Origin of the sequence: Microbacterium sp. NPDC055910, from assembly GCF_042271185.1 — a bacterium.
Lineage (GTDB): Bacteria > Actinomycetota > Actinomycetes > Actinomycetales > Microbacteriaceae > Microbacterium.
In genome coordinates this window covers 23217-46286 of the sequence record NZ_JBHJZS010000022.1, presented here as the reverse complement: position 1 = coordinate 46286, position 23070 = coordinate 23217, and the positions used below count along the sequence as shown (strand labels likewise).

At 67.8% G+C, this 23070-nt stretch carries 22 protein-coding genes; 18 read left to right on the top strand and 4 right to left on the bottom strand.

Annotated elements, in window-relative coordinates; genetic code table 11:
• Nucleotides 1–138: 138 nt before the first annotated feature.
• The 3 genes from prpB to ACFC3F_RS10400 are packed head-to-tail and all read left to right on the top strand — an operon-like array spanning nt 139 to nt 3408.
• Complete coding sequence (prpB, locus tag ACFC3F_RS10410; protein ID WP_376129136.1) at nt 139–1041, top strand: methylisocitrate lyase; 903 nt, start codon at nt 139–141, stop codon at nt 1039–1041.
• Between the two features lies 1 nt (nt 1042).
• Nucleotides 1043–2227, top strand: coding sequence for a bifunctional 2-methylcitrate synthase/citrate synthase (locus ACFC3F_RS10405; RefSeq protein WP_376129134.1), 1185 nt, complete (start codon nt 1043–1045; stop codon nt 2225–2227).
• Nucleotides 2224–3408 (top strand): thiolase family protein, encoded by a 1185-nt coding sequence (locus ACFC3F_RS10400; protein ID WP_376129132.1) that lies wholly within the window; start codon nt 2224–2226, stop codon nt 3406–3408. The genes ACFC3F_RS10405 and ACFC3F_RS10400 overlap by 4 nt, the downstream gene beginning before the upstream one ends.
• Nucleotides 3409–3477: 69 nt before the next feature.
• Here ACFC3F_RS10400 and ACFC3F_RS10395 read toward each other — a convergent pair whose 3' ends face one another.
• Complete coding sequence (locus ACFC3F_RS10395; protein WP_376129131.1) at nt 3478–4503, bottom strand: LLM class flavin-dependent oxidoreductase; 1026 nt, start codon at nt 4501–4503, stop codon at nt 3478–3480.
• 207 nt (nt 4504–4710) lie between these two features.
• Complete coding sequence (locus ACFC3F_RS10390; RefSeq protein WP_376129129.1) at nt 4711–5877, bottom strand: acyl-CoA dehydrogenase family protein; 1167 nt, start codon at nt 5875–5877, stop codon at nt 4711–4713.
• A 110-nt stretch (nt 5878–5987) separates the two neighbouring features.
• Here ACFC3F_RS10390 and ACFC3F_RS10385 point away from each other — a divergent pair, with 110 nt between their 5' ends.
• The 15 genes from ACFC3F_RS10385 (at nt 5988) to ACFC3F_RS10315 (ending at nt 20712) form a co-directional block, all read left to right on the top strand.
• On the top strand, nt 5988–6878 hold the full coding sequence (locus ACFC3F_RS10385) for an HpcH/HpaI aldolase/citrate lyase family protein (protein WP_376129127.1): 891 nt from the start codon (nt 5988–5990) through the stop codon (nt 6876–6878).
• 31 nt (nt 6879–6909) lie between these two features.
• A complete protein-coding gene (locus tag ACFC3F_RS10380; protein WP_376129125.1) occupies nt 6910–7371 on the top strand; it encodes a MaoC family dehydratase in 462 nt (153 codons plus the stop codon).
• The gene (locus ACFC3F_RS10375; protein ID WP_376129124.1) at nt 7368–7895 is read left to right on the top strand and encodes a nuclear transport factor 2 family protein; all 528 of its coding nucleotides are present in this window, start codon (nt 7368–7370) and stop codon (nt 7893–7895) included. Before ACFC3F_RS10380 ends, ACFC3F_RS10375 begins: the two co-directional genes overlap by 4 nt.
• Before the next feature lie 40 nt (nt 7896–7935).
• The gene (locus ACFC3F_RS10370) at nt 7936–8343 is read left to right on the top strand and encodes a hypothetical protein (RefSeq protein ID WP_376129123.1); all 408 of its coding nucleotides are present in this window, start codon (nt 7936–7938) and stop codon (nt 8341–8343) included.
• Entirely contained in the window at nt 8340–9704 is a 1365-nt protein-coding gene (locus ACFC3F_RS10365; RefSeq protein ID WP_376129121.1) for an FAD-dependent oxidoreductase, read from the top strand. The genes ACFC3F_RS10370 and ACFC3F_RS10365 overlap by 4 nt, the downstream gene beginning before the upstream one ends.
• Nucleotides 9705–9713: 9 nt before the next feature.
• Nucleotides 9714–11111: an MFS transporter gene (locus tag ACFC3F_RS10360; protein WP_376129120.1), complete on the top strand. Its 1398-nt coding sequence runs from the start codon at nt 9714–9716 to the stop codon at nt 11109–11111.
• Nucleotides 11112–11167: 56 nt separating this feature from the next.
• A complete protein-coding gene (locus ACFC3F_RS10355; protein ID WP_376129118.1) occupies nt 11168–13276 on the top strand; it encodes an acetate--CoA ligase family protein in 2109 nt (702 codons plus the stop codon).
• 22 nt (nt 13277–13298) lie between these two features.
• Nucleotides 13299–14315 (top strand): LLM class flavin-dependent oxidoreductase, encoded by a 1017-nt coding sequence (locus ACFC3F_RS10350; protein WP_376129116.1) that lies wholly within the window; start codon nt 13299–13301, stop codon nt 14313–14315.
• The gene (locus ACFC3F_RS10345; protein ID WP_376129114.1) at nt 14312–15160 is read left to right on the top strand and encodes an SDR family NAD(P)-dependent oxidoreductase; all 849 of its coding nucleotides are present in this window, start codon (nt 14312–14314) and stop codon (nt 15158–15160) included. The genes ACFC3F_RS10350 and ACFC3F_RS10345 overlap by 4 nt, the downstream gene beginning before the upstream one ends.
• A 25-nt stretch (nt 15161–15185) precedes the next feature.
• Nucleotides 15186–16073, top strand: a complete 888-nt coding sequence (locus ACFC3F_RS10340; protein ID WP_376129112.1) for a DUF6282 family protein — start codon at nt 15186–15188, stop codon at nt 16071–16073.
• A gap of 146 nt (nt 16074–16219) precedes the next feature.
• Nucleotides 16220–17395: an ABC transporter substrate-binding protein gene (locus ACFC3F_RS10335; RefSeq protein ID WP_376129111.1), complete on the top strand. Its 1176-nt coding sequence runs from the start codon at nt 16220–16222 to the stop codon at nt 17393–17395.
• Between the two features lie 12 nt (nt 17396–17407).
• Nucleotides 17408–18292 carry a branched-chain amino acid ABC transporter permease gene (locus ACFC3F_RS10330; protein WP_376129110.1) on the top strand — a complete coding sequence of 295 codons (885 nt, stop codon included), beginning with the start codon at nt 17408–17410 and terminating at the stop codon, nt 18290–18292.
• Nucleotides 18289–19227, top strand: a complete 939-nt coding sequence (locus ACFC3F_RS10325) for a branched-chain amino acid ABC transporter permease (protein WP_376129108.1) — start codon at nt 18289–18291, stop codon at nt 19225–19227. The genes ACFC3F_RS10330 and ACFC3F_RS10325 overlap by 4 nt, the downstream gene beginning before the upstream one ends.
• Nucleotides 19224–19997, top strand: coding sequence for an ABC transporter ATP-binding protein (locus tag ACFC3F_RS10320; RefSeq protein WP_376129107.1), 774 nt, complete (start codon nt 19224–19226; stop codon nt 19995–19997). The genes ACFC3F_RS10325 and ACFC3F_RS10320 overlap by 4 nt, the downstream gene beginning before the upstream one ends.
• Nucleotides 19990–20712 carry an ABC transporter ATP-binding protein gene (locus ACFC3F_RS10315; RefSeq protein ID WP_376129106.1) on the top strand — a complete coding sequence of 241 codons (723 nt, stop codon included), beginning with the start codon at nt 19990–19992 and terminating at the stop codon, nt 20710–20712. Before ACFC3F_RS10320 ends, ACFC3F_RS10315 begins: the two co-directional genes overlap by 8 nt.
• A gap of 53 nt (nt 20713–20765) precedes the next feature.
• On the opposite strand, the gene ACFC3F_RS10310 is transcribed toward ACFC3F_RS10315, so the two are convergent.
• The gene (locus ACFC3F_RS10310; RefSeq protein ID WP_376129105.1) at nt 20766–22745 is read right to left on the bottom strand and encodes an FAD-dependent oxidoreductase; all 1980 of its coding nucleotides are present in this window, start codon (nt 22743–22745) and stop codon (nt 20766–20768) included.
• Nucleotides 22745–22942, bottom strand: a complete 198-nt coding sequence (locus tag ACFC3F_RS10305; protein ID WP_376129104.1) for a ferredoxin — start codon at nt 22940–22942, stop codon at nt 22745–22747. The genes ACFC3F_RS10310 and ACFC3F_RS10305 overlap by 1 nt, the downstream gene beginning before the upstream one ends.
• Nucleotides 22943–23070 lie beyond the last annotated feature (128 nt).

The following is a 23070-nucleotide window of genomic DNA, read 5'->3' as shown; positions in this document are numbered from 1 at the left end:
CGTCCTCCCGCTCGCCGGCTCGCTCGCCGGCTCGCGCGCTGCGCACCGCGCCCCGTCTGTTGACTTGCGCCTTGTGCCCGGCGCGCGCGGCGTGTCGTCGGCATTGGGCGCAAGTCAACGGGCGGGAGGGGGGCGCTGATGCTGTACTCGACCGTGAACGCCGCCGAGAAGCGGCGGGCGTTCCGCGAGCGGCTCGCGACGGGGGAGCTGCTGCGGTTCCCCGGCGCGTTCAACCCGCTCAGCGCCCGGCTCATCGAGCGCAAGGGCTTCGAGGGTGTCTACATCTCGGGCGCCGTGCTCTCGGCCGACCTCGGCCTGCCCGACATCGGGCTGACGACGCTCACCGAGGTCGCCGCGCGCGGACAGCAGATCGCGCGCATGACCGACCTGCCCGCGATCATCGACGCCGACACGGGCTTCGGCGAGCCGATGAACGTCGCGCGCACGATCCAGACGCTCGAGGACGCGGGCCTGGCGGGCACGCACATCGAAGACCAGATCAACCCCAAGCGGTGCGGCCACCTCGACGGCAAGTCCGTCGTCGACGAGGACACCGCGATCAAGCGCATCCGCGCGGCCGCCGACGCGCGGCGCGACCCGAACTTCCTCATCATGGCGCGCACCGACATCGCCGCGGTCGACGGGGTGGATGCCGCGATCGACCGCGCGAAGGCGCTCGTCGACGCGGGGGCCGATGCGATCTTCCCCGAGGCGATGCGCTCGCTCGAGGAGTTCGCGGCGATCCGCGGCGCCGTCGACGTGCCGATCCTCGCGAACATGACGGAGTTCGGCAAGAGCGACCTGTTCTCGGTCGACCAGCTGCGCGATGTCGGGGTGAACATCGTGATCTGGCCCGTGTCACTCCTGCGCATCGCGATGGGTGCGGCATCCCGTGCTCTCGATACGCTCACGGACGAGGGGCATCTCACGTCGAAGCTCGGCGAGATGCAGCACCGCGCCGACCTCTACGAGCTGATCGACTACGAGCAGTACAACCATTTCGACACGAACGTCTTCAACTTCCAGATCAGTAAGGACTGAAATGACCGACATCAAGAAGGGCCTTGCCGGAGTCGTCGTCGACTACACGGCGGTCTCGAAGGTCAACCCCGAGACGAACTCCCTGCTGTACCGCGGGTATCCCGTCCAGGAGCTCGCCGCGACGCAGCCCTTCGAGGCGGTCGCGTACCTGCTGTGGCACGGCGAACTGCCGTCCGACGTCGAGCTGGCACAGCTGCGGGCCGTCGAGCGCGAGTACCGGGCGCTGCACCCCGACGTGCGTGCCGTCATCGACCGCGTGCCGCTGGATGCCCACCCCATGGACGAGCTGCGCACGGCGGTCTCGCTGATCGGTGCGCGCGACCTCGCCGGCACGGGATCGGTGCTGGACGCGTCGGGCAATCCCGACGAGAACCTGGCCCGCAGCATCCGTCTGTTCGCGGCTCTTCCGGCCATCGTGGCCTACGGTCAGCGCCGCCGGCGCGGGCAGGAGCCCGTGCCCCCGCGCGATGACCTGGATTACGCCGCCAACTTCCTGTGGATGACGTTCGGCGAAGACGTCGACGACGTCGTGATCGACGCGTTCAACCGCTCGATGATCCTGTATGCCGAGCACTCGTTCAACGCCTCGACGTTCACGAGCCGCGTCATCGCCTCGACGCTGTCCGACCTCTATTCGGCCGTCGTCGGTGCGATCGGCGCGCTCAAGGGACCGCTGCACGGCGGGGCGAACGAGGCCGTGCTGCACATCTTCGACGAGATCGGCGAGGCCGGCAACGTCGGCGCGTGGCTCGATGCGGCACTCGCCGAGAAGCGCAAGATCATGGGCTTCGGGCACCGCGTCTACAAGCGCGGCGACTCGCGCGTGCCGACGATGAAGGCGGCGCTGGACACGCTCGTCGAGCACTACGACCGCCCCGACGTCGAGGCGCTCTACGACGAGCTCGAATCCGAGTTCGTCTCGCGCAAGGGCATCTACCCCAACCTCGACTACCCGTCGGGGCCGGCCTACAACCTGATGGGCTTCGACACGCTGACCTTCACGCCGCTGTTCGTCGCGGCGCGCGTCACGGGCTGGACGGCGCACGTCCTCGAGCAGCTCGCCTCCAACGCGCTCATCCGCCCGCTGTCGGAGTACAACGGCCCGGAGGAGCGTCACATCGAGGGCTACGTTCCGGATGACGCGATGCTCGCTGCCGCCGAGCGTGCCGAGGAGTCCGCGGGATGACGCGCGACAAGGTCGTCATCCTCGGCGGCGCGCGAACACCCGTCGGGTCGTTCGGCGGTGCGCTGAAGGACGTCGACGCGTACGAGCTCGGTGCGGCCGCCGTCACCGAGGCGCTGTCGCGCTCCGGCGTCGACGGGTCCGAGGTCGGCGAGGTCGTGATGGGCAACATCTCGCAGGTGGGGCCCGACGCGTACAACGCGCGCCGGGTCGCGCTCGCGGCGGGGCTGTCGTCTCGGGTGCCGGCCTTCAACGTCAATCGGCTGTGCGGCTCGGGCCTGCAGGCGATCTGGTCGGGCGCGCAGGAGCTGTTGTGGGGCGGGGTCGACGTCGTCGTCGCCGGTGGCGACGAGTCGATGTCGCGCACGCCGTTCCTCGACTTCAACGCCCGCGGCAACGCGCGTTTGGGCGACCGCAAGCTGCTCGACGGCACGATCGCGATCCTGACCGACCCGTTCAGTAAGAAGCACATGGGCGTCACGGCCGAGAACGTCGCCGACAAGTACGGCGTCTCGCGGGCCGAGCAGGACGAGTTCGCGCTCGAATCCCAGCGACGGGCATCGACGGATGCTGCGCGCGCGGCCTTCGCGGAAGAGATCGTCGCCGTGTCTTCCGGCGGTCGGCGGCCGGTCGAGGTGTCGGTCGACGAGCACCCGCGTCCGGAGACGACTCTCGAGACGCTCGCGGGGCTCAAGCCCGTGTTCCAGGAGGGCGGGTCGGTCACGGCCGGCAACGCGTCGGGCATCAACGACGGCGCCGCGGCGACGGTGCTGATGCGTTCGTCGGACGTCAGTGCCCGGGGCCTGTCGGGTCTCGCGACGATCGAGGCGGTCGTCACGGCCGGGAACGAGCCCGAGCTGATGGGCTACGCGCCCGTGTTCGCGCTTGCTCGCTTGTGGGAGCAGACGGGCCTGTCGCCTTCGGATGTCGACGTGTTCGAGCTCAACGAGGCGTTCGCCTCGCAGGCGGTCGCGGTGATCCGCGACGGCGGTCTGGATACGTCTCGGGTGAATCCGTATGGCGGCGCGATCGCGCTCGGGCACCCCGTGGGTGCGACCGGCGCGATCCTCACGGTGCGCGCGGCGCTGGATCTGCACCGCCGCGATCTGGAGTACGCCGTCGTCACGATGTGCATCGGCGGCGGGCAGGCGCTCGCGGCGCTGATCAAGAGGTGGGAGAACTGATTTGACACGAAGGATGCCCCCGGACCGCCCGGTCCGGGGGCATCCTTCGTGTGCGGGCGCTTCCCGCACTCAGTCGGGGAAGTCGCTGAGGACCGGCAGGGCCGAGATCCCGGGGACGACCTCGTCGCCCAGCTCGGTCACGAGGTCCAGTGCGCCCTGGGTCGGCTCGTCCGTCCACTGGGAACGGAACATGAGCGTCTCGATCGGCATGCGCCCGGCGAGGTCGGCGATCTGGGAGACGCACTCCTGTGCGGTCCCGAGGATGGCATGGGCGCGGACCGTTTCGGCGAACTGAGCCTCGAGATCGGCGTTGTCGTACAGGTCCAGGCCCCTGGAGGCATAGGCGAGGTAGCGCTCCTGCGAGAGGGCGACGTACTTCGAGGTGGCGTCCTCGATGCTCGAGCCGAGCATGATGTTGCGGCGCAGCGGCATCGCGCGCATCTCCAGTCCGCGCGCGAGACGATGCTCGCGCACGAGGCGATAGCGTGCTTCGACTTCATCGGCGGTGGCTTCAGGGTTGGGAATGTAGCCGTCGCCGAGGCGACCCGCCCGTCGGGCGCCCGCCGGCGCCGTACCGCCGACCCAGATGGGCGGGTGGGGGTCCTGCACGGGGTGGATGTGCGGTGTCGCTCCGCTAAGAGACCAGAAGCGCCCCTCGAAGTCGACGACATCCTGCGTCCACAGCATCTTCATGAGCTGGAGCATCTCGTCCAGGCGTGCACCGCGCTCCTTGAACGGGACGTCGAAGGCGTCGAACTCCTCGGGGCGGTAGCCGATCCCCACGCCGAAGACGAAGCGGCCTTCCGTGACGATGTCCAGGGTTGCGAGCTCCTCGGCGAGCAGGACGGGGTGGTACATGGGGCCGATCATCACGTTCGTGATGAGGCGGACGTCGCTGTCGACCTCGGCGGCCAGCCGGGCGAGGAGTGGCACGGGCTGCAGCCAGCGCATCTGCCCGTAGAGGAAGTGCTGTCCGAGGGCGATGTCGCGGAAACCCGCTTCTTGCGCGGCGGCCACGATGCGCTGCACGTCCGAGAACTGCTCTGCGGGGGGCCGTGACTTCGGCACATCGGAGAGGGTGATGCCAGCGCGCATAGGATTGCGTCCTTCCAGGAGCAACTGCGGCACCGATGCCAGCAGTAGGTAATGATAATAATGGTAATCATGTGGCTCACATGAAGAGCCATCCTCATGTGTGTGGGCTTCGCCGCAGCAATGAGCGCCCGACGACGCGGGCAGCCAGAAAATGCGACGCTCCCGTCGGAGCCGGACAGGCCGCTGACGAGGGACGCATGCATTCGTTCAATAGGAGCGGGGGAGACCCAGCACCTTCTCGCCAAGGAAGGCGAGGATCAGCTCGTTGCTGATCGGAGCGATGCGCTCGACGCGCACCTCACGCCAGTACCGCTCCACGTGGTACTCCTTCGTATAGCCGTATCCGCCGTGGATCTGGATCGCCCGGTCCGCGGCCTCGAAAGCCCACTCGCTCGCGAGGTACTTCGCCTCGTTGGCCTCCTTCGCGCACGGCTCGCCCGCGTCGTAGAGGATGGCGGCCTTGCGGATGAGCAGATCGACCGCGTCGAGCTTGGCGAGCGAATCAGCCAGCGGGAACTGCACGCCCTGGTTCATCCCGATCGGGCGGGAGAAGACCACGCGCTCCTTCGCGTACTCCGTCGCCTTCTTCAGTGCGGCGCGGCCGATGCCCAGGCACAGCGCGGCGACGATGATGCGCTCGGCGTTCAGGCCGCTGAGCAGGTACTTGAACCCCTTGCCCTCTTCACCCACGACGTCCTCGTCGGGGACGAAGAGGTCTTCGATGACCAGCTCGTTCGTCGCGATCGCGTTGCGACCGAGCTTGGGGATCGGGTTGATCTGCACGTGGTCGCGGTCGACCTTCGTGAAGAACAGCGTCATGCCGTCCGTGGGCTTCGCCCCGGCGTCCTTCGGCGCCGTGCGCGTGATCAGCAGCATCCGGTCCGCTTCCAGCGCCCGCGAGATGAACACCTTGCGGCCGTTGACGATGTACCCGCCTTCGACCTTCTTGGCGAACGTCGTGATGGCCGTCGTCTCGGTTCCCGCGTCGGGCTCGGTGACGGCGAAGCACACCTGCAGGCGGCCCGCGATGGCTTCGGGGAGGTACTTCTGCCGCTGCTCCTCGGTGCCGTGCTTGAGCACGGGCTCCAATCCGAACAGCGCGACCTGGACGGTCGTCGCCGCGTTCAGGCCGCCGCCGTTGCCGGCGACTTCCTGCATGAGGATCGACGCGGCCTGCACGCCCGCGCCTCCGCCGCCGTATTGTTCGGGTGTGGTGATGCCCAGCCAGCCCTCTTCGGCCATTGCGTGGTAGAACTCCCACGGGAACGTGTGAGTCTCGTCGGCGTTGGCCCAGTAGGCATCCGGAAACTTCAGGCATACAGCGCGAACCGCTTGACGAATTTCCTCTTCGACGTCGGGTGAGAGTTCTTCCATGAACCGCTCCTCTGTTCGTAATCTATGTGTATGATACCCATTAATTGATGGCGCGGAAGACCGATCACAGGTCGGCGCATCGCAACACCGACGTTGCTGAAAGGGATCGCATGCACCCGTATCGCTCAATGCTCTTCGTTCCGGGACACCGAGTGTCCTGGGTGGACAAGGCGATCGCCTCGGGAGCCGACGCGATCACGCTGGACCTCGAGGACTCCGTCCCCGAAGAGCTCAAGCCCGAAGCGCGCGCGCTCGTACGGGAATCGATCGAGCGCGTCCGCGAGCACAACGAGAAGATCGGGATCCTCGTCCGCGTCAACGGGCTGTCGACGGGGCAGACCGGCGCGGACATGGAGGCGGTCGTCGGGCCCGGCCTCGACGCGATCTTCGCCCCCAAGGTCGAGACGGCTCTGGACGCGCAGCGCTTCGAGACGCTCCTGGACCACTTCGAGGTCCGCAACGGTGCCGAGAACGTCAAGCTCGTCGTCCCCATGGAGACGGCGCGCGCCGTCGTGAACTGCGAGGAGATCGCCGCGGCCACGCCGAGGATCGGCTCGATCCTCGGATCCACGGCCGAGCACGCCGACGTGGCGCGCGAGATCGGCTTCGAATGGACCCCGGAAGGGCTCGAAACCCTCGCGGTCCGCACCCGCGTGCAGCTCGCCGCGCGAGCGGCGGGCGTTCACCCGATGACGGGCCTGTGGGAGCGCGTGCATGACCTCGAGGGTCTGCGCGCCTTCTCGATCCAGGGCCGCCAGATCGGCTTCCGCGGGCAGATCGCGATCCACCCGAGTCACGTGCCCGTCATCAACGAGGTCTACGGGCCCGATCCCGAGAAGCGCCGCTTCTTCGAGGGGATGATCGAGGCCTACAACGCCGCCGCGGCACAGGGTGCGGGCGCCGTCATCTACGAGGGTGGGCACATCGACAAGGCGCATCTGGACAAGGCGCGCGCATGGCTCGCCCACGCAGACCAGATCGAATCACTCCACGCCCGATGACGGGCGTGCACGACGAGAGGACGAAGAGCCGATGAAGGGCTTGTATTTCGAAGAGATGGAACCGGGCGCCGTCGTTGTGCACCCGCTCACGCGCACCGTGACGGAGATGGACAACGTGCTGTTCACCTCGCTCACCATGAACGTCGCACCGATCCACCTCGATGTCGAGTACGCCAAGACGCTTCCGTACGGGCGACCGCTCATGAACAGCCTGTTCACGATGGGCCTCATCGGCGGCATGACCGTTCCGAACCTCGTCTTCCAGACCTCGCTGGGCAACCTCGGATACGAGGACGTCAAGTTCCCGAACCCCGTGTTCGCGGGCGACACCCTGCGCGCCGAGACGACGATCCTCGACAAGCGGCTCTCGCAGAGCGACCCCACGCGGGGGATCGTGTGGTTCGAGCATCGCGGCATCAATCAGCGTGATGAGATCGTCCTGATCTGCAAGCGCGCGGGTATGGCGATGTGCCGCCCCGTGGCGGAGGCGTGACCGAGGCGCCTGCGCTCACCGTCGAGGATCGGCTGGAGCTCCAGGAGCTGATCGCCCGCTACTCCCTGGCTCGCGACGACAAGCGCTTCGACGATCTCTTGGACTTCTTCGCGGAGGACGGCGAGTTCGAGCGCATCGGCAAGGTCGTCAGCGGCCGCGACGCCGTGCGCGCCTTCTTCCTCGCCTCGGCGGACCGGTACGAGTTCACGAACCATGTGACGCACTCGCAGGTGCTCGACGTGCAGCCGTCCCCGCCAGGACGCCCGCACGTCAAGGGCGTCGTCTCGGGTCATGCCGAACTGCTCCTGAACGGCGAGATCCACTTCGCGGCGTACCGCTACTACGACGACTACGTCAAGGATGACGGCCGCTGGCTCTTCCGTCGGCGCTCCTTGAACTTCTTCTACTCGATGCGCCCGGAGGACACGGTCGACGGCTTCCGCAGCCTCAAGCGGATCCGCTGGGCCGATGGGGCACCCACGGAGGCCGACCTTCCGATGAGGATCCCCGGCTGGCCCGGGTAGTCCGCTCTCCCACACTCGATACGACTCCCGGAGGATTCATATGCCCGCCCACGTCATGGTCGTGCTCTCGAACTCGAAGCCGGAACTCGACGCAGAGTTCAACGACTGGTACACGAACGTCCACCTCGTGGATGTCGTCAACAAGCTCGACGGACTCGAGTCCGCGCAGCGGTTCGAACTCGCCCCGAACCAGAACGAGAGCGCGGAATATCGCTACCTTGCGATCTACGAGATCCCCGAGGGCAAGCTCGAGGACGCCAAGCGCGCGCAGGCCTATCAGCGAGCCGAGCGCGCCGATGCGCTCGCGAACGGGCGCAAGCCCTGGATCGAGTCTCGCGCGGGCGAGCTGTTCGACGGAGAGCACCGCACGTGGTTCTTCACAGCGCTCGGCGAGCCGTACGTCAAGGGTTCGCTCCCCGACCCCGGCGAGGGGGACGAGGGGAAGTGAGCTCGGAGGACGTCATCCCCGTCGTCATCGTGGGAGCGGGGGCGGCAGGGATGATCGCGGCGATGAGCCTGTCGGCAGCCGGGCACCCGGCCGTCATCCTGGAGAAGAGCCTGCGGGTAGGCTGCAACGCGCAGTTCTCGGGTGGTCTCATTCAGGGCTCGGGGACACGATTCCAGGCCGAGAGCGACATCGAGGACTCGCCCTCCCGGCACTACGCCGACCTGATGGCCCAGAACAAGGGGGTCGCGGACGCGGCGATCGTCGAGATGGTCGCGCGGCGCTCGGCCGACGTCATCCACTTCCTCGTGGACAGCATGGGGCTGAAGATGCACCTCGATACGAGCGTGCTCTACTCGGGTCACTCGACCTACCGGATGCACGCGATGGCGTCCGAGACCGGCGACGAGCTCGTGCGCGAGATGCGCGCACGCATGCGCGATGACGAGCTGATCGACCTTGTGGACGGCGCGGAGGTGCTCGACGTCGTTCCCGAGGGTGATCTGCTGCGTGTCACCTTCGCGCAGGACGACGCGACGGAGTCGATCCTCGCCGAGCACGTCATCCTCGCCTCGAACGGATTCGGCGCCAACCGCGACATGGTGCGCCGATACATCGGCGAGGCTGTCGCAGAGCTTCCCTACTGGGGCTCGGAGAACAGCGACGGGCGCGGCATCGAGATCGGGATGCGGCTGGGTGCCGGCACGGCGTACATGACGGCATACGAAGGGCACAGTCACCTCAACCCCAAGTACGGCACGCGCATGGGCGGCGCGCTTCCGGCGCTCGGCAGCATCATCGTCGGGTCGGATGGGCGCCGCTTCGCCCCGGAGGATACGACGAACTCGGGCTTCTCACGGTTCATGATCCCGCTTCCCGGCAGCGAAGCCGTCGAGATCTACGACGACCGCGTCCACTCCGCCGCGCTGCGCAACGGCGCGTACGAAGAGGCGTGGACGGTGGGCGCCGTGCGGCGGTTCGACTCGCTGGAGGAACTGGCGGACGCCTTCGCCCTGCCCGCGGATGCCGTCGCCGACGAGGTGGCCCGGTTCAATGCCGCGGCGGGGTCGGACGTGGACGAGCTGGGTCGCAAGGCGACCACGCGGGTCCCGCTCGCCGCGCCCTTCTACGGAGCTCGGGTCTCGGCGGGGGTCATCCACACGCAGGGCGGCCTGACCGTCGACACGGGCTGCCGCGTCGTGACGGTGGACGGCGCGGTCGTCCCCGGTCTGTACGCGTGCGGCGGAGTGGCCGCCGGGATCTCGGGCACCGGGGTGGACACCTACCTGCCCGGCAACGGCCTGACCCACGCGTTCACGACGGGGCTCGTCGCCAGCGAGCACGTCGCCGCGCGGCTTTCCTGAGCGGCGAGGATGCGGACGGGGAGTGATCGCAGCGCCGCATTCGGCATCACCTTTGCGGCCCTCGGCGCGGGGATCGTCAGCTCGCTCGGCATTCTGCTGGTTCCCTCGATCGCGGCTGCATACGACGTCGAGGTGGCCACGGCGCAGTGGATGCTCACGGCGAATCTCATCGCCGGCGTCGTGGCGACCCCCATCCTCGGGCGACTCAGCGACGGGGGGCGTCCGCGCCGCGTCATGATGCTGGCGATCCTCTCGATCGGCATCGGCTCGGTCGTGTGCGCCCTCGCCCCGAACTTTGCGGTGTTCCTTCTCGGGCGGATCCTCCAAGGACCCTCCTATGCGCTGTTCCCCGTCGCCGCCGCCCTCGCGCGCCGCTCGGTGAGCGAGCCCCGCGTGCTGCGCAGCGCCCTGGCGGGCCTGGCGGTCTCGGGTGCCGTGGGGACGGGGCTCGGCTACCCGATCACGGGTCTGCTCGCCGAGGTGGGCTCCTTCTCGACCGCCTTCTGGTTCGGTGCGGGCTACATACTGCTGGCGCTCGTCGCCGTCTCCCCCGCGATCGTGCCCTTGCGCACCGTCGTCGAGCCGGTGCGGCATCGCTTCGACTATCTGGGTGCCGTGCTGCTGGGCGGCGGGCTCTGCGGCGTCCTCTTCTACATCGCGGAGGGGCCCACCCTGGGCTGGCTCGCGCCGATCGGCCTGGTGGCGCTCGCGGTGGGGGTGCTCGCCCTGGCGTGCTGGGTGTGGCAGGCGCTGCGCGTCCCGCATCCCGTCATCGATCTGCGCGGATCGCTGGGGGCGGGCGTCCTGCTGGCCAATCTCGTCACGCTCGTGTTCGGCATGACGGTCTACATGGTCGCCTCCGGCAGCGGAATCGTCGGTCAGGCGCCGCATTCGACGGGGTACGGGTACGCCTGGACCGTCGCCCAGGCGGGGTGGATCATGCTGCCGCTCACGCTCGGGGCCTACGTCTCCAGCATCGCGGTGGGCAAGCTGTCCGTGCGGATCGGCACCGAGGGGCGTCCTGTCGTCTGGGCGCTCGCGGCGGGAGTTGCCGGTGCCGCCCTGGCAAGCGGGCTCCTCGTGTTCGCGCACGGCTGGTCCGTGACCTTCTACCTCGGCATGCTCGTGGCAGGTCTGGGGATGGGGATCGCCTACGGCGTGATGCCGCTGCTCATCGGCCGCCACGTCAAGGCGACGGACTTCGGCAGCGCCATGAGCTTCAATCAGCTGCTGCGCACGGTGGGGGGCTCCGTGGGTGCGGCACTCTCGGGCGCCATCATCGCGTCGTACTCGCAGGGCCAGGTGTTCCCCGACCCCGCGGGTGTCGTGCTGAACTTCGCCGTGCCCGGACTTGCGGCATCCGCTCTGCTCGGGGTTCTGGTGATCGTCGCCCTGAGGCGCAAATAGTTTATGATGATGATCATATATATCGACTCGATCGATTTTCGGAGCAAGGAGGCACCGTGAACGCGGCAGAGGGACGACGTCCGGCATTGGATCTCGGATCGCTGCTCGCGCCGCGTTCGATCGCGGTGATCGGCGCTTCGGCGGATGAAGGCCGGCACAACGGGAGGCCGATCGCGAACCTGCTTCGCACCGGCTACGACGGCGCGATCTATCCCGTCACGCGGCGCGAGGGCGACGTGCGAGGCCTCGCGAGCTACCGGTCGATCGTGGATGTGCCCGAGCGGGTGGACCTCGCCTACATCCTCGTCGGTGCAGACAAGGTCGAGGAGATCATCGGCGAGTGCGCCGCTGCGGGTGTGCGCAACGTCGTCGTCAACGCATCCGGCTTCGCCGAGGAAGGCGACGCCGGGGAGGATGCGCAGCGCCGGATTCGCGACCTCGCCTGGTCCGCCGGGATGCGCGTCATCGGTCCCAACTGCATCGGCGTGCTGTCGGTCCTCGACAACGCCGTCTCGGTGACGACGCTCAACATCACCGTCCAGCAGTCGCCGGGAGACGTCACGATCGTGAGTCAGTCCGGCGGCATGGCGACGAATCTGTTCAACCGCGCGCAGGGCGATGGCGTCGGCATCCGCGCGATGCTGAGCCTCGGCAACGAGGCGGATGTGGATGTCGCGGACGTGCTCGACGCGCTCGCCGACGATGCCGCGACGTCGACCGTCCTCCTCTACGTCGAGCAGCTGCGCGACGTCCCCCGATTCCGGCGGGCCGTTGCGCGCGTGCGCGCGGCGGGGAAGACCATCCTGTGCGTCAAAGCCGGCCGCTCGCAGGCGGGCATGCGCAGCGCGCAGAGCCACACGGGCGCGATGGCGGGCGAATTCGCGGTCTTCCGTGATCTCGTCGGTGCGATGGGCGTGATCGTCGTGGACACCCTCGATGATCTCGTCGACGCGGCGCGCGTGCGCCAGCACCTCGGCGCCGTCGGCGGGGACCGGGTCCTGGTCGTCTCACCCTCCGGCGGCGAGTGCGGCTATGTCGCCGATCTCGCGGAGGGGGCGGGCCTGACGATGCCCGACCTGTCCGAGGGGCTCGTCGCCGGGCTCGCGGACATCATGAGGTTCGGGACGCCGGGCAACCCGCTCGATCTCACGGGCCAGGTCATCGGCGACGACGAGATGCTCGGTCGCGTCTTCGGCGCCCTGGAGCGCTCGGCGGAGTTCGACCTCATCGTCGTCGCGCTTCCCACGTGGGGAGAGTTCGATTCTCGGCGACTGATGCCCCCGATCGTGAAGGCGATGCGCGGTTCAGCGGTCCCGGTCGTCCTGACCGCGTGGTCCTCGCGGGGCCTCACCGAGTGGCGGGAGCAGATGCTCCGCGACGAAGGCGTCCTCTTCTTCGATGATGCGGCCCGGGCGATCCGGGCGCTCGTGGTCGCCGGCACGAGCGGATCGGCCGACGCCTCGGCCGAAGCCGGTGAGCCGGGGGAGGCGGTGCAGTGGGACGCCGACGCGATGCGGGACGAGGCGAAGGCCAAGGCCTGGCTCGCGGGCCTCGGGATCCCCGTCAGCGACGAGTGTGTCGTGCCGCTTGACGCGACGGTCTCGCCCGTGGGGTATCCCGTCGTCCTCAAGGGCGTCGCACCGGGCGTCGCGCACAAATCCGAGTACGGACTGGTCGCGACCGGCATCCGCGACGATCGCGGTCTCGTCCTGGCCGCGGACGGGATCCGCGCCGCGGCGCGTGAGCACGGTGTGGATCTGGACGGCCTCCTCGTGGCCCGGCAGTACAGCGGCGTCGAGTTCATCGTCGGCGTCACGCGCGACCCCTCGTTCGGGCCGGTCATGCTGGTGGGCGCGGGCGGCGTGCTCGCCGAACTGCTCGACGACAAGACCTTCATCGCGTGCCCCGCCACGGAGGCGGATGTCCGCACCGCGCTCGGACGGCTGCGGGTGACGCGACTGCTCGAGGGCTTCCGTGGGCGTCGCGGAGACGTGGATGCGCTCGTCGGGCTCCTGGTGCGCGTGTCGCAGATCGCCGCCCGGTGTCCGCAGCTGAGTGAACTGGATCTCAACCCCGTCATCGTCGGAGCGCCGGGGGAGGGGGCGGTCGTCGTCGACGCGCTCGTCCGCGGCGACGACATCGACGCCGCGGCTGCACGGAACTGACCGTCGTACAGAGGAGAAGCACATGGCACTCAGGTTCGGACTCGCCCTGCAGAACGACTTCCCGCGGGATGCCGACATCGCCCTGCGCGTCGCGCAGATGCGCGAGCAGGCGCAGGAGGCATCGAAGAGCGGCGTCGAATCGCTGTGGGTGCTGCAGCACTACCTGGGCACCATGCCGACCCTGCAGCCGCTTCAGGCGCTGTCGTCGATCGTCGATGTCTCGGGTGATCTGGGGCTCGGGACGAACATGTACATCCTGCCGCTTCGGCACCCCGTGGGTGTCGCCGAGGAGTTCGCCACTTTGGACGCCCTGTCCGGGGGGCGCGCTCTCGCAGGGTTCGGGATGGGATACCGCGAGAACGAGTTCGCGGCGTTCGGCGTCCCGATGGAGGAGCGCATCGGCCGCTACACCGAGTCGATCGAGATCATCCGCAGGCTGTGGTCGGGCGAGCGGGTGACGTATGCCGGCACGCACTTCCGCATCGAGGACGAGCGGATCAGCCTGCCCCCGGTCCGCGAGGGCGGCATCCCCATCTTCATCGGTGCGGGCGCCCATCGGGTCGGCATCGAACGGGCGGCGCGGCTCGGCGATGCGTGGATCGTTCCTCCGCACGTCACGGGGGACCGGCTCGAGCGAGCGATCCGGCTCTACCGTGCGGCACGCGCCGATCTGGGTGCCCAGACGCAGGACCGGTTCATGGTGCGCCGCGAACTCGTCCTGCACGCGGACCGCGATCGCGCGCTGGAGGAGGGCACCGCCGCGCGTACCCGACTCACCGCCGAGTACGGCGCCTACAACGCGCCCGACACGACACCCGACTACGCGCAGCTGTCCAACGCGCAGGCCGCGGAGCAGAAGGCGCGCGACGCCTACATCTTCACCGATCCCGCCGGGGCGATCGAGCACCTGCGCGCGCTCGAGGAGATCGGCGTCACGGATGTCGTGCTCCGCATGCAGTGGTACGACTTCCCGCACGAGCGCATGCTCGAGACGCTGCGGATGTTCCGCGATGAGGTGCTGCCGTACATCGCAAGGTGACCCGCGACGGTCACGAGGTCGATCCTGCTGAGCAGGGGGAGGAAGGGAACCGGATGGATTTCACGACACGCCTGCGTGATCGCACGGCGATCATCACCGGAGCGGGCTCGGGGATCGGTGCGGCGGCGGCCAAGCGGCTGGCGGCCGAAGGCGCGGCGGTCGGGCTGGTGGACCTGAACGGAGACAGCGCCCGCGCGGTAGCGCGGGAGATCGAGGATGGCGGCGGGAAGGCCGCGGTCGCGGGGGGCGTGGACGTCCGATCGCTGGACCAGACGCGCGACGCGGTCGCGGCGCTCTCACAAGCCCTCGGGCGCCCGTCTGTGCTCTTCACGGCAGCAGGAGTGGCGGCTCACCCGGTGCCGAGCCACGATCTGTCGGCGGACGAGTGGCAGGGCGTGCTCGACATCAACCTCAACGGCAGCTTCTTCGCTGCCCAGGCATGCCTTCCGTCGATGATGGAGCTCGGGGGCGGCGCGATCGTCTTCTGTGGATCGACGTCGTCCTTCATCGCCTCGGGCGGAGGCGGGCGAGCGGCGTATCGTGCGTCCAAGGGGGCGATCCGGATGCTCACCCAAACGCTCGCAGTGGAATATGCCGCCCGTCACATCCGAGTCAACAGCGCGTGCCCGGGGCCGGTGGAGACGAACCTGTGGCAGAACACGACGACGATCACCCCGCACGGCGCGAGTGCGGCTGCGGGCGGGAGCAAGCCGCTCGACATCCCCATGGGCAGGCGTGGACGGCCCGAGGAGATCGCCGCATTGGTCGCCTTCCTCGCCTCCGACGACGCTTCTTTCATCACCGGCCAATCGATCCTCGCCGACGGCGGCATGACCGCCGAATGAGTCTCGTGAAGACGGTGGATGAAACATGAGCAGCGCACGCAGGGAACTGCGGGGTCACCACGTCCTGATCGAGGGCGCGATCGACATGCACGTTCACTACGGACCCGAACCGATGCTGGACATCATCTCGGGCTCGCGACACTCGGTCGACCCGATTCAGGCCGCCGGCGAGGCCCGGGAGCACGGGATGGGCGCCATCGTCTTGAAGCCGCACGAGTTCCCCTCCGTGCTCGCCGCGCAGTTGGCGGCTGATGCTGTGCCCGGGATCGAGATCTTTGGCGGCATCACACTGGATCATCCGGTCGGCGGGATCAATCCCTTCGCGGTCGAAGTGGCGCTTCGCGCGGGCGCGCGCGTGGTCTGGTTGCCCACGGTCTCTGCCCTCACCAGCCGGCGCACGGAGCAGCTGTTCGGCACATCCGAGAGGTTCGCCGTTGCAGACCAGGGCGGTGTGCTCCTCCCGGACGTCGCGGCGATCGTGGACCTCGTGATCGAGTACGACGCTGTCCTCGCCACCGGACACATCACTGCCGACGAGCATTTCGCGGTGGCGAACGCCATGGCGGGAAGAGGCAAGGTCGTCGCCACCCATGCGATGCACGGAAACGGCGCCGGTCCCGAGCTCACGAAATCGCAGTGCGTGGAGCTGGCGCAACGGGGGATGTTCATCGAGTTCGCCGCGCACACCTGTGCGGGGAACCCCGCGAAAGCAACGCAGGTCGCCGAAGCACTCGCCGTCCTCCCCCACACGCAGGTCGTGCTCTCCAGTGACTTCGGCTGGACCCAGCACCTCCCGCACCCGGCAGCCGGGCTGCAGAGCTATGTGAGTCAACTCTGGGAGCTCGGCGTGCCTGAGGCGGTGTTGCGCCAGGTGGCGGCTGCGACTCCTCGGGAGCTTCTCGCGCTGGAATGAGGGCCATTTTCGGCCCGTTGACATATCAGTGATCACCATATGTATGATTAGCCACGGTCTTCATCGTCGAAGACCCACCGCCCGAGATTAATGATGATCACGGGCGACACAGCGAAGGGATTCTTATGCTCACGGCAAGAAAGCTCTTGACGAAGACCATCGGTGCAGCATCCGTCATCGCCCTCGGCGCGTTCGCGCTGACCGCATGCGGTGCTGCGGATGCGCCCGCAGCCGACGGGGACGTCGATACCACCTGTGCCATTGCGGATGACATCGTCATCGGCATGGTGAACGAGCAGTCTGGCGGCTCCTTCTTCGCCGGCGTCGGCGTGCTGGAGGGTGCCGAGACCGCGATCGAAGAGATCAACGAGACGGGTTACCTCGGCGACGGAGTGACGCTCTCCATCGAGGTCGCTGACACGGCCAGCGAGACGGACCGCGCCAGCGCCGAGACGACGAAGATGCTCAACAACCCTGACGTCATGGCCGTCATCGGCCCGGCGAGCAGCCAGTCGGCCATCGCTGTCGCGCCGGCCGTCGGCAAGGCTCAGGTCCCGACCATCTTCACGCAGGCGGGCTCTGAAGGTGTCGTCATCAACGACTGGACCTTCCGCGCGACCCCGCCCACGGGGACCTACTACAACTCGGTGGTGGAGTGGGTCGCAGACAACGGCTACAAGACCGTCTCTGTGATCTACAACGGCACGTTCCCCACTTTTGCGGAGATGGGCAAGACTCAGATTCCGGAGCTGGCCAACGAGCTCGGGCTGGAGATCCTCTCCTCGCAGGAGGTGCAGTCGACGACGCAGGATTACACCAACCAGGCGCAGGTCATCGCCAACGAGAACCCTGACGCCGTGATCATGCTCATCCTGCCCGCGCCTTCGATCACCTTCATGAACCAGCTTCGTGACGCCGGCTACAAGGGACAGATCGTCGGCACGCCTTCGCAGGCCGGCGGAATGGTCGCCGACGGCGGTGCCGCGGTCGAGGGCATCGTGTACCCCGTCGCCTTCACGCCCGCCATGGAAGACGAGGACGCGAAGAACTTCGTGAAGCTGTTCGGCTCCGCGTACGACGGCCGTCTGCCCAACACCTACAACGCCGAGGGCTATGACGCGATCTGGTGGATCGCCCACGGCATCAAGGAGACGGGCTGCTCGACCCGCGAGGGCATCCAGGAAGGCCTCGTCGCCGTCGGGAACGCGGGATTCGCCGCGGCTCAGGGACGTAGCGGTCTGACCTTCGTCGACGGCCATGACGTGCGTGTCGAGGGCACGGTCGTCACCTGGGCCAACGGCGAAGAGTCGCTGGTCGAGTAAGGAGATAGTGGCATGCAGGAGCTCCTCAACGCCGCGACGCTGGGTTCCATCTACCTGTTGTTCGCCCTGGGTATGGCATTGCCCTGGGGGACCATCGGAGTCCTGAACTTCGCCTACGGGTCGACGTTCATGTTCTCAGCGCTCGTTGTGCATCTCGTGTCCAAACTGGTCGTTTTGCCCATGCTTGGGGCGCTCCTGCTTGCCGTCCTCATCGGCGCCGTCATCTCGGTGCTGACGCAGCTGCTCGTCTTCCAGCCGATCGTGAAGAGATCGCGATCGCACCACCAGGCAGAGCTGCGGGTCATCATCGGTGGTATAGGCGTCTCGGCGATTCCGCTGGCGATCGCGGAGAAGGTGACCGTCAACGCCCCCTTCGGCATCCGCAGTTCGTACGAGGCGACCGTCATCGAGATCGCGGGATTGCGGGTCAGCTCGACCGGCCTCATCATCATCGTCGTCGGCCTGGCCATCGGCATCGGGGTGACGATCTGGCTCCGTCGCTCCAAGCAGGGCCTCGCCCTCCGCGGGATCGGCACCGACGCTGAGACCGCGCAGGGAATGGGCGTCAACCGCGACCTTCTCGGGCTGGGCACGATGGCCGTGGCAGGCGCGCTGGCCGGACTCGCCGGCGGCCTCCTCACCTTCTATCTTTCGGCCATCTCTCCCGAATCGGGCGACACACTGCTGATCAAGGCATTCGCGATCATCGTGCTGGGTGGCCTCGGATCCATGGGCGGCGTGATTCTGGGTGCGTATGTGCTCGCCGGTGCGGAGACCATCATGACCGTGACCGGACAGGGATCCTGGGTGGATGCCGCGGCCTTCGGCCTCATCTTCGTGATTCTGCTGCTGCGACCACAGGGGCTCTTCGGGCGAAAGGAAGTGCGCCGAACATGAACTGGTTCCTTGCCAACATTGTCCTCATCCAGACGACCTTCACCACGGCACTGCTGGCTCTCAGCCTGCAGATCCCCATGCGTGCAGGAATGTTCTCCTTCGCGGGCTTCGGTGCGTTCGGTATCGGCGGTTACACCGCAGCCATCGCGATGATTCATCTCGGATGGCCGACCTACCCAGCCATTGCCCTGGGCGTCATCGTCGCCGCCGCAAGCACGTACGTGCTCGGTCTCCTCGTGCGCAGGCTGAATGGCCTGTACCTCGGTATGGCGACCCTCGCGTTCACCCTCATCATTGCGGTGATCGTCGTCAACGGCGGGACTCTCACCGGCGGCGCGGCAGGACTGTACGGAGCAGTCGGCGACATTGAGCTGCCGCAGATTGCGCTCATCACCGTTGCGGTCATCGCTGTCGTCGCGTACTTCGAGACCGGCCGTCGCGGCCGTCGCGCGGACGCGGTCCGTGAGGACCCGGCCCTGGCCGCTGCGATGGGGATCAACTCCTCGCGCTTTCGACTCCTCGCCTTCCTCGCATCCGGCGCGGTAGGAGGCCTCACGGGAGCGCTCATGACGCTCAGTCGCACGACGATCGCTCCCACGGACATCAACTTCCACATGATCGTCCTGGCACTCACCGTCATCGTGGTCGGCGGGTGGGGATCATGGGTCGGTGTGGCCATCGGCTCGGTGGTCTTCGTGTGGCTCCCGACGTGGCTCGGCTTCGTGAGCGAGTGGGAGGGTGTCATCTACGGCTTCCTCGTCGCACTGGCCGCAGTCTTCCTGCCTGATGGCGTCCTCGGGGTGATCAAGTCCTGGATTCGGAAGTCCCGGATGCGCGGGCGGCCGTCCACAGTCGAGACGTCGGCGATCCCGTCCATCCGGGCGGTCTCCGGGGAAGCATCAGCGCATCGCGCCAAGACGGAAGGCCCCTCATGAACTCTGTCGAGAACGCCGCCGCTCAGGCCTCCGAGGTCGACCAGGCTCCATTGATCGAGATCGACGACGTCGCTGTTCACTTCGGTGGCGTGAAGGCCGTCGACGGCGTGACCATGCGTCTGCGGCCGGGGCTGATCTACGGGATCATCGGCGCGAACGGGTCGGGGAAGTCGACGCTGTTCGGAGCGATCAGCAGGCTCGTGCCCTTGACGAGGGGGTCGTTGCGCTTCGACGGTGTGCCGTTCGACCGCCAGCCTGCGTACAAGATCCCGCATCTCGGCATCGCGCGCAGCTTCCAGACGGTCCGCCTGCTCGAGGACCGGACCGTTCGGGACAACATCCGACTGGGTCACGACGCGGTCGGCAAGGCGTCGCGCTCCGTCATCGAGCAGCGCGTCACTGATGTCCTCACTCGTCTCGCCCTCGACGAAGTGGCCGAGGTCTATCCGGATGCCCTGTCCTATGGGATCCAGCGACGCGTCGAGATTGCGCGCGCCATCGTGAGTCAGCCCCGGCTCCTCCTCCTGGATGAGCCCACGGCCGGGATGAACGGGCCGGAGCGCGATGAGGTGAGCGAGCTGATGCTGGCGTTGAAGGGCGAGGGGATCACGCAGTTCCTCGTCGAGCATGACGTGCAGATGATGGTCGACACGTGCGACTACCTGTTCGCGATGAACATGGGCAAGCTGATCGCCGAGGGGCCTCCGCAGTCGGTGGTCGAGGACGCCGAAGTCCGGAGATCGTACATGGGAGGAAGCGCCGATGCTTGAGATTCGTGATCTTCAGGTGAGCTATGGAGCGGTGCGCGCGGTGCGAGGGGTATCGCTTCATGCGGCCCCCGGGCGCGTGTCGCTTGTCCTCGGCGCGAACGGCGCGGGAAAGTCCACCACGCTTCGTGCGGCGGCCGGCTTCCTTCGCCAGGCGGAAGGCTCGGTGTCCCTCGACGGGGATGAGCTCCTCGGACGCCCGGCGAACGCCGTTGTGCGGCGTGGAGTCACGCTCGTCCCGGAGGGGCGCAAGATCTTCGCGCCCCTGACAGTCGAAGAGAACCTCCGGCTCGGTGGGTACCTCACTCCTAAGCGAGAAGCGGCGGAGATCCTCGACACCGTGTACGAGCGGTTCCCGATCCTCTCGGAGCGACGCCACGGTGTGGCAGGGCTGCTGAGTGGAGGTGAGCAGCAGATGCTCGCTTTCGGGCGCGCTCTCATGTCACGACCGCGCGTGATTCTGATGGATGAGCCGTCGATGGGCCTCGCGCCCACGATGGTCCACACCGTCATGCGCAGCGTGCGCGAGATCGCCGACTCGGGTGTCGCCGTGCTGATGGTGGAGCAGAATGCCAACGCGAGCCTGCGGATCGCAGACGACGTGTCCGTCATGAGCCGCGGCGCGACGACGTGGACCGGCCTGGCCGGAGAAGTCGACATCCACGCGCTGCACGTGCTCCTCGGCGAGGGCATCTTCGACGAGCACACGCCGCAGTAGCGGCGACGAGAGAGGGGGCAGGGAGTGATCTCCCTGCCCCCTCTCTCGTCGGTTCACACGGTGCGCGGACAGATCTCCTTCGCGACGGCCAGAGCCTGGCGTGTGGCGTTGACGAGCCGGCGCTGGGCATACGCGTCGCCGACGATGTGCGCGCGCACGCGACCCTCGGCGACGGCCTGCTGCCACAGGGCGGCGTCGCTGACGCCTCCCGCCGCGACGACGACGTGGTCGACGTCGTCGATACGGTGCGTCCTGCCCGAGAAGATGTTGCGCGCGTCCACGCCGGTGGGATCGATGCCGGTGACCTCGGTCATGATCTCCACGCGCACGCCGAGCGCGTCCATCCGGCCGAGCACGGCGCCGATGCTGTAGCGGCCGAGCAGCTGCCCCGGCGCGGGCGACTGGTAGAACATCGTGACCGTCGCCCCGTCCACCGCGAGCTTCTCCGCGACGGCGAAAGGCTGCAGATGGTCCTCGTGCGCGATGAGCACGACGTTTCCTCTCGGCGTCGCGGTGCCGGTGAGCACCTCGGACGCCGTGTGCACGTGGGGGAGCGTCGAGCCGTCGAGCTCTGTCCGGTTGTCGCTCGATCCTGTCGCGAAGACGACATGCGACCCGTCGGCGATCGCAGCGAGATCGGCCTCGGTGAAGCGGCTCCGCATGCGGATGTCCACGCCGAGCCGGCGCAGTCGATCGTGCTGCCAGCGGAGGTAGCCGTCATAGCGCGACCAGGACGGCGCATGCGCGGCGACGGCGAGCTGGCCGCCGAGCGTGGGGCCCGCCTCGAAGAGCGTGACCTTCGCCCCCGCCTCCGCGAGGAGCGCGGCGATCTCCATGCCGCCGGGACCGCCGCCGACCACTGTCACGGGGGTCGCCGGGGCCGAGCGGCCGTGATGCCACTCGTGCACGCCCTCGTCGCCCGCGTGCGGATTGACGCCACAGGCGAAGGGCAGGCCGTCGGTGTATCTGCGGTTGATGCAGTCGTTCACGCCGACGCACGGCCGCGTGAGTGACGAGGTGCCGTTCTTGGCATGGACGAGCACATCCGGATCGGCCAGATGCGCGCGCGCCATGCCCACGGCATCCGCGTCTCCCGCAGCGACGATCTCCGCCGCGCGCTGCGCAGAGGAGATGAGTCCCGTGTACAGCACGGGCACCGAGAGCGCCTCGCGATAGTCGCGGGCGATGTGAGACCAGGCGCCCTCCTCATAGAAGTGGGGCTGGATGTAGCTGGGGTTGCCCCAGGTGTTGCCGTGCACGATGTGGACGTAGTCGATGAGTCCGGTCGCGACGAGGTGCTGAGCGATCTCGATGCCCTCTTCACGGCTGAAGAACATGCCGTCCTCGCCGTTGAACCGCACGCCGAGGGCGCGCTCGGCCCCGAGGGCCGCGCGCGCGGCGCGAAGGATCCGCAACGGGAACCGCAGCCGGTTCTCGAAGCTCCCCCCGTACTCGTCCGTGCGTCCGTTGACCTGGGCCGAGGCGAACTGCATCGTGAGGTCTTCATGGTTCATGTGCAGTTCGAGGACGTCGATCCCCGCACGGAAGGCCTGCGCCGACGAGTGCGCGTACTCATCCACGAAGCGGTCGATCTCGGTGGTCGACAGCACGTGCGGCGCGAGCGCGTTCAGCTTCTGGCCGAAGCGGGCGGACGGGGCGTGCGGGTAGCCGCCGTTCAGTGTCAGCTGGGTCGCGGCGAGAGAACCGGCCTCGTGCATGACGTCCACGAAGCGGCCCGTGCGCTCGACGTAGTTCTCGAAGCGGAAGGGCGTGGTCGTCACGGCGCTGAGCCCCTGCGGCTCGAAACCCGTGGGAAGGATGTTGCTGACACGTCCGGGCATCGTCGCCCAGGCGATCTCACCCTGCGCGCGTCGGCGCAGGTAGGCCAGCGCCTTCTCGGCCTCTTCTTCCTTGCCCCACAGGTTTCCGATCGCGGAGGAGTGGGGCGGCATCACGACGCGCGAGCGCAAGGTGAGAGGGCCGATGCGCAGGGGCTCGAAGAGCGAGGTCTGCTCGGCCGGCCCCCGGGACATCACTCGCCGCCGATGCGGATCGCGCGTTCGGGGCAGTTGCCCTGCGCTGCTCGCGCTGCCTCGCGCTCTTCCTCCGTCTGCGGCTGCTTCTTCACGTAAGCGAGGCCGGTCTCGTCGCTGATCTCGAACAAGTCCGGTGCCATCATCAGGCACACGCCGTGACCCTGACATACCTTCTGGTCAACACTTACGTCCATGCCATGCTCCTCACCTTTGGGGTTGGCTGGCCCGCGCATCGATGCCCGGGCCCCGTGGTCTTGAAATACTATGATAAATGTTATGCTAGATACAATCTGGTAGGGACCACAGCTAGTTCCCGTCAACA

What these genes read in the sequence shown, in the direction of transcription:
- prpB (WP_376129136.1), top strand. Translation starts at nt 139, where the DNA reads ATGCTGTACTCGACCGTGAACGCCGCCGAGAAGCGGCGGGCGTTCCGC.
- ACFC3F_RS10405 (WP_376129134.1), top strand. Translation starts at nt 1,043, where the DNA reads ATGACCGACATCAAGAAGGGCCTTGCCGGAGTCGTCGTCGACTACACG.
- ACFC3F_RS10400 (WP_376129132.1), top strand. Translation starts at nt 2,224, where the DNA reads ATGACGCGCGACAAGGTCGTCATCCTCGGCGGCGCGCGAACACCCGTC.
- ACFC3F_RS10395 (WP_376129131.1), bottom strand. Translation starts at nt 4,503, where the DNA reads ATGCGCGCTGGCATCACCCTCTCCGATGTGCCGAAGTCACGGCCCCCC.
- ACFC3F_RS10390 (WP_376129129.1), bottom strand. Translation starts at nt 5,877, where the DNA reads ATGGAAGAACTCTCACCCGACGTCGAAGAGGAAATTCGTCAAGCGGTT.
- ACFC3F_RS10385 (WP_376129127.1), top strand. Translation starts at nt 5,988, where the DNA reads ATGCACCCGTATCGCTCAATGCTCTTCGTTCCGGGACACCGAGTGTCC.
- ACFC3F_RS10380 (WP_376129125.1), top strand. Translation starts at nt 6,910, where the DNA reads ATGAAGGGCTTGTATTTCGAAGAGATGGAACCGGGCGCCGTCGTTGTG.
- ACFC3F_RS10370 (WP_376129123.1), top strand. Translation starts at nt 7,936, where the DNA reads ATGCCCGCCCACGTCATGGTCGTGCTCTCGAACTCGAAGCCGGAACTC.
- ACFC3F_RS10360 (WP_376129120.1), top strand. Translation starts at nt 9,714, where the DNA reads ATGCGGACGGGGAGTGATCGCAGCGCCGCATTCGGCATCACCTTTGCG.
- ACFC3F_RS10350 (WP_376129116.1), top strand. Translation starts at nt 13,299, where the DNA reads ATGGCACTCAGGTTCGGACTCGCCCTGCAGAACGACTTCCCGCGGGAT.
- ACFC3F_RS10340 (WP_376129112.1), top strand. Translation starts at nt 15,186, where the DNA reads ATGAGCAGCGCACGCAGGGAACTGCGGGGTCACCACGTCCTGATCGAG.
- ACFC3F_RS10330 (WP_376129110.1), top strand. Translation starts at nt 17,408, where the DNA reads ATGCAGGAGCTCCTCAACGCCGCGACGCTGGGTTCCATCTACCTGTTG.
- ACFC3F_RS10325 (WP_376129108.1), top strand. Translation starts at nt 18,289, where the DNA reads ATGAACTGGTTCCTTGCCAACATTGTCCTCATCCAGACGACCTTCACC.
- ACFC3F_RS10320 (WP_376129107.1), top strand. Translation starts at nt 19,224, where the DNA reads ATGAACTCTGTCGAGAACGCCGCCGCTCAGGCCTCCGAGGTCGACCAG.
- ACFC3F_RS10315 (WP_376129106.1), top strand. Translation starts at nt 19,990, where the DNA reads ATGCTTGAGATTCGTGATCTTCAGGTGAGCTATGGAGCGGTGCGCGCG.
- ACFC3F_RS10310 (WP_376129105.1), bottom strand. Translation starts at nt 22,745, where the DNA reads ATGTCCCGGGGGCCGGCCGAGCAGACCTCGCTCTTCGAGCCCCTGCGC.
- ACFC3F_RS10305 (WP_376129104.1), bottom strand. Translation starts at nt 22,942, where the DNA reads ATGGACGTAAGTGTTGACCAGAAGGTATGTCAGGGTCACGGCGTGTGC.